Genomic DNA, 10,055 nt, shown 5'->3' on the forward strand with positions numbered 1-10,055 from the left:
TTTTTTAAATAATGAGCAAAGACTATTTAAAAGATTTAAAGTTCAAAGGCTCATATGTAATAAATATTAATAATTCTTCTATTAATAAACAAAGTTTGACTTAGCCATTAGCATATATGTTATAATATTTAATGAAATTTTGTCTTGTTTTTAGTTATCTATCTACATGAATTCTATATATAACTTTTTAAATAACTGTTTTTTTCATAAACTTGTAATTACAAGTTTATGTATTTAAAGAATATATTTTATTTAGATAGTTGTCAACTAAAAAGTTGTAATTAAAAGTAATAAGTGTTAAAATCTTTTTTATCGCTTATTTATTTATGATTACAAAATCAATTAATTAAAAGAAAAGGAGTTCTTGTGCAAAAAAAATCAACATCAAAAGAAATTATTATCCTAATTACAGTCTGCATATTCGTGCTTATGTCAACTTTAGACTCAAGTATCGTAAATATCGCTCTTCCAACAATCTGTAAGGAACTGAATATTACACAGAGTCAAGGTAGTCTGATTGTATCTAGTTACCTTTTGGTAATCTGCTGTAGTCTACTTCCCTTCGGAAAACTAGGAGATTTATATGGAAAATCAAAGGTTTTCAAAATTGGAGGTATTATTTTCGTTCTAGGCTCACTCTTATGTGGTATCAGCACTAGTCTTCCAATGCTTATAGGTGCTAGGGTTGTCCAAGCTATTGGTTCAGGGATGACTATGAGTACTAACAACGGAATAATCACTGAAGCATTTCCAGCAAATCAGCGTGGTAAAGCTCTAGGAACTGTTGGTGCTTTCGTATCAATCGGCGCTATTGCAGGGCCAGGTCTCGGAGGTTTGATTCTAAATAGCTTCACATGGCACTATATATTCTTAATAAACATCCCAATCGGAATCATTGCTATCATCGCAAGCTTCCTTGTACTTCCTAAAAATCATCCTGCTAAAAATACTCAACTTGATTACAAAGGTGCCATCACACTTTCAGCAGTTATTCTATCTTTCTATGGTTTCATTACTCTGACTCAAGATAAGGGAATTACAAATATTTTAACGCTTGTTTGCTTAGTTATTTGTATTCTTACCTTCTATCTTTTCATTAAGGTCGAAAATAGTATTGATTATCCTTTGATTAACTTAAGTTTATTTAAAAATAAACTATTTACAGGTAGTTTAATAAGTGCATTTCTAGTATTCATTTCAGCATTCTTCTATACAATGATTATGCCTTTCTATCTTCAAGAGGTTCGTGGTTATAATCCAAGTAAGGCTGGACTTATTATGATGGTCTTTCCACTAATTCAAATCGTCTTTTCTCCTATTGCGGGTGCATTAGCAGATAAATACAACAAACAAAGACTTACATTTTTCGGTCTTGTGTTACTAGCCATTGGTCAACTTTTATATAGCTTCTGGGGAATTGATACTTCAATTATTGTAGTAATCATGGGTATTGCCGTTTCAGCATTTGGGAATACACTCTTCCAAGCTCCAAACAACACAATTATTATGAGTTCAGTTGAACCAAAAGACCTTGGAATAGCAGGTGCTTTAAACGCCTTATCTCGAAACCTTGGAATGGTACTTGGGGTTGCAATATCAACTCTCGTTCTAAATTTCTCAGTTGATAAGTTCGCAGGTCACCACATGCAAAGCATTACAGAGAATAGCTCATACTTTGTAAGTGCAATGCACGTCACATTCCTAATATCACTTGCAATATGTGTACTTGCAATTTTCTTTAACGGAATGAACCAAGTAAAAAACAAAAAATAAAAGGACTATGAAAGTCCAATTATCAATGCGAAGCCTTATGGTTTCGCTTTTTTTATATATTTATAGCATAAAGTCTTACTTCAACTACATCTTTGCAAATCTTTTCTAGTTTTTCTTTTTCCGAATACGATGCCTGAAAAAGCATATCTTCAGCAAAATAATCATTTACGTCAGCATCAGAAAGTCTTATTGTCTGTGTAACTTCTTTCGGTCTACATCTGAGATAAGTAAATTCACTTTTTTGTACAAAACCAACTTTTCTGTAAAAATCATTTGCTGCCTTGTCATCCTGTGTCCAAAGTTCACAGTAGGAAAAAGATTTTCTTTTAAGTTCTTCCTTAACTTTTTCCCATAAGGAATTTGCAATACCTTTACCACGATAAGATGGGAGTACGCCAAGATTCCAGATAATGGCTCCGTTTTCTTTATTTTGTGTCAAATCATCTGAATTTAATTCGGCATCAATGAAACCAACAACTTTTCCATCTTCAATTGCTAGATATTCTAATGAATGATTTGGATACTTTTCTTTTTCTTTTTTAACGTCCTTATAGTAGGTAGAATCTAAGAAGGAAAGTAGCCTACATTCAACCCACTCCCTCTCATCTTCGACACAATATCCCCTAATTTCCATTTAATTCCAATAAAACCTCATTTAATTTTTCTTTATTAACATTTGGGTAATTATCAAAGAAAGGTTTTAAGTCTTCTAAAACCTGTTTTACTTTCCCAGGTTCATCATTTTCTACCTGTAAAACTAAAAGTGGTTCGTGCAAACTCATGCGAAGTAAAAACCAACCTGAACCATATTTACCACTAGTATTAAATCTAATGCCCTCATGATTTGCAGTATCAATTTTAAATCCAGATACATCAGCATTATCAATATCTAAAATAACTCTTTCTCCTAGTTTACGATAATCATCGTCTTCAAGTTTAAAACGGACTTCTTGAACTTCTGATGGTTGATTAAGATTTTCAATCAAATCAGATAGACTACGACCTTCTTCCGTAAGTTTAGGTAAAAGCATAAATATTTTAGCGACAACATAAGCTCCATCATCTAGGAAATAATTTTCTTTGAAAGCAGCGTGACCACTAGTTTCTATAGCTAGATGTGTCTCAACACCTTCACTGTTAAGGTCAATGGCCTTATTAATGACATTTCTATATCCTGAAATGTAACGAACTTGTTTTCCACCAAGACTTTCAATAAATGTCTTAAGGTGACTTGATGTTGGAGAATTTGTAACGATACTTGTATGGGGATATTCGTCAAGCACAATATGGCTAAGAACAGCAATTAGGTTATTTCTGTTTAATAAATCACCAGTTGCTGTAACCAAAGCTGAACGGTCAACATCAGTATCAAATATAATTCCTAGATCAGCCTTATTATTAAGAACAGCAGACTTAATAGCTTCCATAGCTTCCTTGTTATCAGGATTTGGAATATGATTTGGGAAAGTTCCATCAGGTTCTAAAAATTGAGAACCAGTAATATCTCCACCAAGTTCCTTGACAACTTTTTCAGCAAAGAATCCACCTGCCCCATTACCTGCATCCACTATTACTTTAAGTCCAGCAAGAGGTTTTTCATTTCCTCCAGCTCCTACAATTATTTTTTCAACCATATCTTTTGCATATGGAGTTAGAAGGTCCGCTTCTTCAACTACGCCTGTTTTCCCATTTATATTTTCAGTAGAAGTGCTCGAAAGAATCTCTTTAATATCTGATTTTTCTGCACCTCCAGTTTTGTCGAAGAATTTGAGTCCATTGAAATAATATGGAAGATGGCTGGCTGTAAGCATAATGGTGAAGTCACAGTTAAATTGCTCGAATTGAGTCGCCATAAACATGGCTGGTGTAGTAGCAAGACCGAAATCTATTATGTTGACTCCTTGTTGAATGAAACTTTCAACTAAGGCATCTTTTAATGTGGGACCCGTGATTCTACTATCACGACCTATTCCAACTAATAAATCACCTGCTAAGTATTTAGAATTATTATCTTCGTTTTTTGAACGAAACCAAGAAACTGCACCTTTAGCAATTTCTTTAACTTCCTTAGTTGTTAAATTTGCTTTATATTCTTCTGTAGAAATAGCAATTCCACGAATATCCGAACCATTTTGTAATTTCTCTAAATTCATTTTTTCTTCCTTTTGTTTTGATAATTTCATTATAGCAAATAATAACTCAAAAGACCCATCAATATATGATTGATGGGTCTTAAATAATCGAATATTAAAGTGCGTTAACTACTTTCTCCATTGTTTCACGCGCCTCAGCTGGCAATGCATGGTATCCTTCTAAGATATCTTCTTGCTTATTGATAAAGTCAAGACGAGTTTGCATGCGACCACGAACTTTATCTCTATATTCAGGATCTGAAAAGTCAACATCATATCCATCTACTTCAAGATAAGATACACCTTCCAATGGTCCATAATCAATGAAATTAGTTGTTCCATTAATGATATTTTCAATTGAACCAAGAGTAACTTGTGGCGTAACTTTCTTATCGCCATAAAAGCCTGTATTTAAGATATAGCAATCAACACCATCTTTTGCAAGCAAATTACGGAAATCCTTGTAGTCTTCTCCTAGTGCATATGAACGGAATGGATTAGCATAAGGTTCAATTACAAGATCATCTCTGTTAACATTCCCTACTACATTTTCTGCAGTTGAACGTTTTGTAGCAAGTGTAAGACCAAATACTGCAGCAAGAACTGGATCATCAATTTTTACAACTGGTGGGAGACTGTCATCCTTCATAATCCAATATATAGCATCAATACTTTCATCTAGATGGTCAACTCTATTTGGAGTCACATAACGTGACTTAACAGTACGTCCATTTCCATTACGAACGTCTTGCATGATAATCACTTTTTTACCTTCATCATCAAGTGTAATACCTACATTTTGACAAGTTAAAAAGTAATCTACTGCATCCTTTGTCAAATCATAGTCTTGTACTTTATCAAAATATGCAGGTTCTAAGGCAGTTGTTGAACCATTGTCATGGTTGATAACAAAAGCATCATCATGAAGAACTACCACTTTCCCATCACCTTTTGGTTTTGACAAAGTAATAGTTGACTTACCTGAACCTGATAATCCAAATGCTGCCATCGTATATTTTTTATCAGGTAATTGATATTGTTTCATACCTCCGTGACAAGCAACAAATCCGTTGCGGTGTGCAGTTGCCCAAGCAAGAGTTAAAGTTGCTTTTTTAAGTTCTCCAAAATATCGAAGCCCAAGAATTGCTGCTACATTATGAGCTGGATCAAATAAAGCTAATCCATATGGAAAATCTGGATGTGACCATTCAGGATTTGCATAAACATATATATCATCTTCATCATAATCTCTTGAAGTTTTATATAACTCTTCTTCTTTTTCAGTTACGATTTGAAAATTAACTAAATATGAATACAAATTGTTCGCATATTGTTTTGGAACCATCAAATGCGCGTGCGCCATGAAATCACTATCCAATCCAACAACAACATTTCCTTCTAAAAATTCTTGATTATTTCCAGTAAAAATTGCTTCACGTAAGATTCCTTGATAATAGTCTTCGTCAACACCAGGTTGACCGATTATTACACGTGCTGCTGCAGTACGTCCAACAACTTTTCCATCATTGAATACTAAGATACTTGCATCTTCAGGTAACCCCAAGTCCTCGTTATGACTAATTGGCATGTCTGTCACAATAGTTCCTGGAACATTTTTTGCAATTTCATATGCTTGAGATAAGTTTTCAACTTTTTCAACATTATTACCATAAAAAGCAGTCTCAATTATTGCCTTAAAACTTGATAATAATTTATTTTCACTGTTAACTTGATCTCTTTTGAAAGTTTCAACTGTAGACATATTTTCTTCTCCATCTTTCTCTAAAAAGTAAAGGCTTACATTTATAAGTTAATTATATAACACTTGCGACTAAATGTCTTTGAAAAATCAGTAAAAAAACACAAAATATAAAATATTTTTTTGGGAGAATTTAAGATTTCATATGATGGTTGCTCATTTTACGACTTTTTATTTTTCAAAAATTTTATAAGTAAATTTGACTAGCTATTTTATAAGTAAAAAAAAACTGATATTTAACAATTTGTTAATGAGGGCTATTTTTTTAACATAGCATATACTTAAATATAAAAACCATCAAATATATAATCTGATGATTCTTTAATTTTTAATGTTTACCCCAAATATAATCTAAAATTTCATTATATTCTTTTATTGATTTGCTTTTTTCAATAAAAACATTTTTACAAACTAAGTCTCTGAAGGAAGAATAATACCAATATTGATCTTCTTTGTTATTATTATTAAATATATCCCATACTTCATCACCAATTACATCATATTCTTTTTTAATTTCTCGAAGATTAGCAAGCTTATCAGCTAAAGGAAGCCACCTAAAGTTATTATATATTGAATCGAGCATTCTAAAGTGATTGATTTGCTCTTCTTTACGCTCTTTCCACGGAAGCGCCTTGTTTTCTGTCTCTAACTTAACATAAAATCCAACTCTATTTCCAAAATTTTTATAGATATCTTCTATTTCGGTATCAGTATTTTCAACAGTATCGTGTAACCAAGCTGATGCTAAAATATTGGGATGTTGAATTTCTGAGCTCAATATCGAGTATACAGAATCAAGATGATCAGTAAATGGTCTTTCTCCACCCTTTCTTACTTGCCCGTTATGAGCTTTGTACGCAAAGTCTTTTGCTTCTTGAACAATAAGATCCATTATCCATTCCTCCATTTTTAAATAAATAATTTTTTCTTTATAAGATTTTAGTCGTTTTAAGCTTAGCATTTAATTCAGTTAAGTTTTAAGCGCTTACAATTTTACAATATAATTGTATCAAAAAAAGATAAAAAGTTCATGTATTCTTTGTGTATATCTAGTATTTTTCGAACTATTTAATTCATAGTCTCATAAGTAGAAAAGACCTCCTTAAAATGTTACCATTAAGTTAACAAATACAAAGTTTTTTACGAGGAATTTAATATATGCAAAATTTAGCTAGGAGGATGCGTCCTCGAAATATAGATGAAATTATTGGTCAAGAGCATTTGGTCGGTGATGGAAAAATAATACGTCGTATGGTCGAAACTGGATTACTATCATCAATGATTTTATATGGGCCTCCAGGAATTGGGAAAACTAGTATTGCCAGCGCAATTGCAGGTACTGCTAATATGGCATTTAGAACATTTAATGCGACTACAGATAGTAAAAAAAGACTTCAGGAGATCGCCGAGGAGGCAAAATTCTCAGGTCAACTTGTCCTTCTCTTAGATGAAATACATCGATTAGATAAACCTAAACAAGATTTCCTACTTCCACTTCTTGAAAATGGAGAAATAATTCTTATTGGTGCAACAACTGAAAATCCTTATTTTTCAGTAGTACCAGCCGTTAGAAGTCGAGTACAAATATTCGAGTTGAAACCATTAACTACTGATGATATGAAAAAAGCAATCGAGCGTGCTCTTGATGATAAAGAGAATGGTTTTGACTTTGAAGTACAGTTAGATGATGATGCATTAAACTTTTTAGCTTCATCTACAAATGGAGATGTTCGTTCAGCATATAATTCTCTTGAACTTGCAGTATTATCGTCAGACAATCACCATGTTACTTTGACTGATATGGAGAATAGTTTACAAAGAAAAGCTTTCACATTTGATAAGGATGGCGATGCTCATTATGATTTGTTAAGCGCTCTTCAAAAATCGATTCGCGGAAGTGATGTCAACGCTGCTCTTCATTATACTGCACGTTTAATTGAGGGTGGAGATTTACAAAGTCTAGCACGTAGGTTGACTGTAATTGCCTATGAAGATATTGGACTTGCGAATCCAGATGCTGCTGTCCATACTGTTACTGCTGTGACTGCTGCAGAAAGATTAGGTTTCCCAGAAGCAAGGATTCCTCTTGCAAATATAGTAGTTGATTTAGCTTTGTCGCCAAAATCAAACTCTGCCTATGCATCAATCTCAGAAGCTCTTAACGATTTACATAGCCACGGAAATCTACCTATACCTTCACATCTTCAAGATGGTCACTATTCTGGAGCGAAGAAATTAGGTCGTGCTGAAGGATATAAGTATCCTCATAATTTTCCAAATCATTGGGTTGATCAAGAATATCTTCCAGAAAAAATTAAAAATGCAGATTACTTTCATTCTGAAGATCAAGGTAGATATGAAGCTGCTCTAGGAAAAAGATTAAATGACATAAAAGAAGCAAAGAAACAAAATAAAAAGGATAAAAAATAATATATAAGAAAAAGTAAATTTGTAAACATTACAGGTTTATTTTTTTGTTTTAAAAAAGACAGAGTTTAAATATACTCTGCCAATTACTGGATAATTTTAATTTAAATTTTTTCCAAAATGATGTTACAAAATTCGCTTGTTGAAACCTCCTGAGCATCATCCATGAGCGAGGCAAAATCTGAGGTAACTTTCTTCTCCTTAAATGTTTCTTCTATTGCTATTGTTATCAAATCTGATGCTTCTGGCATCCCAATATAATCTAAGAGCATACATGCGGAAAGAATGAATGAGCAAGGATTAGCTTTGCCTAGTCCTGCTATATCTGGTGCTGTACCGTGAGTTGCCTCAAATATTGCGTATCCCGTATCATAGTTGATGTTTGCACCTGGCGAAATCCCGATACCACCAACTTCTGCAGCAAGAGCGTCTGACATATAGTCACCATTAAGATTTGTTGTGGCGATTACATCAAAGTTCTCAGGGTGCAAAAGTATTTGTTGGAGAAAATTATCAGCAATAATATCTTTAATAATTACTAAGCCTTCTTTTTGAGCAGTTTTCAATGCTTGATCAGCTACTTCTCTTCCACCATCTTTAAGTAATCTTCTATAAGTTCTCATTGAGAAAATCTTATCGCCGTATTTTCTTTCAGCAAGTTCATATCCCCACTTTTCGAATCCACCTTCAGTAAACTTCATAATGTTTCCTTTATGGACTAAAGTCACCGATTCTTTATTATTTTCAATTGCATAATCAATAGCTGCGGTAATTAATCTCAAACTACCTTCCTTTGAAATTGGTTTTATACCGATGGCTGTTGTATCACGAAACCTAAATTTATCTTCATCATAGAATGATTGGAGATAATCAATAAGTTTTTTTGTATTTTCTTCACCTTGAGCAAACTCAATTCCAGCATATACATCTTCAGTATTTTCACGGAAAATTGTCATATTTGTTTTTTCTGGTTCTTTCAAAGGAGATGGGACTCCTTCAAAATATCGTACAGGTCGAACACATGCATATAAGTCAAATTTTTGTCGCATTGTAACTGTTAAAGAGCGACGACCAATACCAATTGGCGTTTCAAGTGGTCCTTTAATTGCAACTTTGTCATCTCGGATTGCATCTAACGTTTCTTTGGGTAACCACTTTCCAGTTTTTTCATATGCATTTTTCCCAGCCAATACTTCTACCCAATCAATACGACGGTGTACATAAGTCTTTTTGATTGCTTTATCTAAAATTGGTCTTGAACCTGTCCAAATTTCTGGACCAATTCCATCTCCCACAATTACTGGAATTCTTGTTACTTCCTTACCTGCAAAAGCTGAATTAGTTTTAATCACATCAATTTCTTTCATAATAGAATAGCTCCTTTAGAATTTACAGAAAATTTGTATTTTTTAATTATACACTAAAAATCGGTAAATACCAATTAAAAACTGGAATTGATGTCAGATTTTTTAACATGATTTACATAAAAAACTGCAAGTATTACTTGCAGTTTTTTATAATTATTTATTTTTCTTAATTAAACCGAATGAGAATATACTCACTGCAGTCATTAATAGACCAAAAGTAATAAGTAATAAGTTAGTTGACTCACCTGTTTTTGGTAGTGTCTTTTTGTTATTAGATTTTTTACTATTAGTTACAGTTTTTTTACTACTTGCTTTTGTAGAGGTTGTTGGTTTTGTACTTGGTTTTGTACTTGGTTTTGTACTTGGTTTTGTACTTGGTTGTGTACTTGGTTTTGTACTTGGTTGTGTACTTGGTTTTGTACTTGGTTGTGTACTTGTACTTGATGATGTTATTGGTGCACTTGTACTTGAACTTGTTGGTGTTGTCGGTGCACTTGTACTTGAACTTGTTGGTACTGTTGGCTCACTTGTACTTGAACTTGTTGGTACTGTTGGCTCACTTGTACTTGAACTTGTTGGTACTGTTGGCTCACTTGT

The 10,055-nt window shown here is 33.0% G+C and carries 8 protein-coding genes and 1 pseudogene; 3 read left to right on the forward strand and 6 right to left on the reverse strand.

Annotated elements, in window-relative coordinates:
- Window positions 1–366: 366 nt before the first annotated feature.
- Window positions 367–1,773 carry an MFS transporter gene (locus BG262_RS09095; protein ID WP_070788578.1) on the forward strand — a complete coding sequence of 469 codons (1,407 nt, stop codon included), beginning with the start codon at window positions 367–369 and terminating at the stop codon, window positions 1,771–1,773.
- 52 nt (window positions 1,774–1,825) lie between these two features.
- Here the strand turns inward: BG262_RS09095 and BG262_RS09100 are convergent, their stop codons facing one another.
- The 4 genes from BG262_RS09100 to BG262_RS09115 form a co-directional block, all read right to left on the reverse strand.
- Window positions 1,826–2,407: a GNAT family N-acetyltransferase gene (locus BG262_RS09100; protein WP_070788579.1), complete on the reverse strand. Its 582-nt coding sequence runs from the start codon at window positions 2,405–2,407 to the stop codon at window positions 1,826–1,828.
- Complete coding sequence (locus BG262_RS09105) at window positions 2,397–3,926, reverse strand: phosphohexomutase domain-containing protein (protein ID WP_070788580.1); 1,530 nt, start codon at window positions 3,924–3,926, stop codon at window positions 2,397–2,399. The genes BG262_RS09100 and BG262_RS09105 overlap by 11 nt, the downstream gene beginning before the upstream one ends.
- Before the next feature lie 94 nt (window positions 3,927–4,020).
- Window positions 4,021–5,667 (reverse strand): phosphoenolpyruvate carboxykinase (ATP), encoded by a 1,647-nt coding sequence (locus BG262_RS09110; RefSeq protein ID WP_070788581.1) that lies wholly within the window; start codon window positions 5,665–5,667, stop codon window positions 4,021–4,023.
- Between the two features lie 325 nt (window positions 5,668–5,992).
- On the reverse strand, window positions 5,993–6,556 hold the full coding sequence (locus BG262_RS09115) for an HD domain-containing protein (protein WP_070788582.1): 564 nt from the start codon (window positions 6,554–6,556) through the stop codon (window positions 5,993–5,995).
- 266 nt (window positions 6,557–6,822) lie between these two features.
- On the opposite strand from BG262_RS09115, the gene BG262_RS09120 reads away from it, so the two are divergent.
- Window positions 6,823–8,094: a replication-associated recombination protein A gene (locus BG262_RS09120; protein ID WP_070788583.1), complete on the forward strand. Its 1,272-nt coding sequence runs from the start codon at window positions 6,823–6,825 to the stop codon at window positions 8,092–8,094.
- Between the two features lie 101 nt (window positions 8,095–8,195).
- On the opposite strand, the gene icd is transcribed toward BG262_RS09120, so the two are convergent.
- Entirely contained in the window at window positions 8,196–9,458 is a 1,263-nt protein-coding gene (icd, locus tag BG262_RS09125; protein WP_070788584.1) for an NADP-dependent isocitrate dehydrogenase, read from the reverse strand.
- 153 nt (window positions 9,459–9,611) lie between these two features.
- Window positions 9,612–9,707, reverse strand: a pseudogene (locus BG262_RS11060) (LPXTG cell wall anchor domain-containing protein); the annotation flags it as partial.
- A gap of 16 nt (window positions 9,708–9,723) precedes the next feature.
- Between BG262_RS11060 and BG262_RS10940 the strand changes: the two are divergent.
- Window positions 9,724–10,055: hypothetical protein (locus BG262_RS10940; protein ID WP_233278847.1), on the forward strand; the 332-nt coding region annotated here is incomplete at its 3' end.

The sequence above is a fragment of the Floricoccus penangensis genome (genome assembly GCF_001832885.1).
Lineage (GTDB): Bacteria > Bacillota > Bacilli > Lactobacillales > Streptococcaceae > Floricoccus > Floricoccus penangensis.

Coding starts and splice junctions, on each gene's coding strand:
- BG262_RS09105 (WP_070788580.1), bottom strand. CDS start 3,926: ATGAATTTAGAGAAATTACAAAATGGTTCGGATATTCGTGGAATTGCT.
- BG262_RS09110 (WP_070788581.1), bottom strand. CDS start 5,667: ATGTCTACAGTTGAAACTTTCAAAAGAGATCAAGTTAACAGTGAAAAT.
- BG262_RS09100 (WP_070788579.1), bottom strand. CDS start 2,407: ATGGAAATTAGGGGATATTGTGTCGAAGATGAGAGGGAGTGGGTTGAA.
- BG262_RS09120 (WP_070788583.1), top strand. CDS start 6,823: ATGCAAAATTTAGCTAGGAGGATGCGTCCTCGAAATATAGATGAAATT.
- BG262_RS09115 (WP_070788582.1), bottom strand. CDS start 6,556: ATGGATCTTATTGTTCAAGAAGCAAAAGACTTTGCGTACAAAGCTCAT.
- icd (WP_070788584.1), bottom strand. CDS start 9,458: ATGAAAGAAATTGATGTGATTAAAACTAATTCAGCTTTTGCAGGTAAG.